The 255-nt window shown below is 63.9% G+C and carries 1 pseudogene; it reads left to right on the top strand.

Annotated features, from left to right (window positions below):
* Positions 1–19: 19 nt before the first annotated feature.
* A pseudogene (locus ACLFKU_RS44670) lies at positions 20–255 on the top strand (IS21 family transposase); the annotation flags it as partial.

Below are 255 nucleotides of genomic sequence, written 5' to 3'. Positions count from 1 at the left end.
GAGTCGAAGGAGGTTCGAAGTGTTTGAGTATCGACAGGTTCTGGCGCGCATGCGTCAGGGCGATTCCGACCGTGACATTGCCAGCGCACGCCTGATGGGGCGTGGGAAGCTGAAGACCGTCAGGCAGGTCGCGCTCGCTCGGGGCTGGCTCGATCCCGGTCGGCCCTTGCCGGACGACGCCGAACTGGCAGCGATCTTCGGACGCAATCCGAAGCTGCCGCGTAGCTGCGTCTCCACGATTGAACCGTTTCGCGA

This window comes from Paraburkholderia sp. EG304 (assembly GCF_046543485.1).
In the GTDB taxonomy this organism is placed as follows: Bacteria; Pseudomonadota; Gammaproteobacteria; order Burkholderiales; family Burkholderiaceae; genus Paraburkholderia; species Paraburkholderia youngii.
This window is presented reverse-complemented; position numbering and strand designations above follow the sequence as displayed.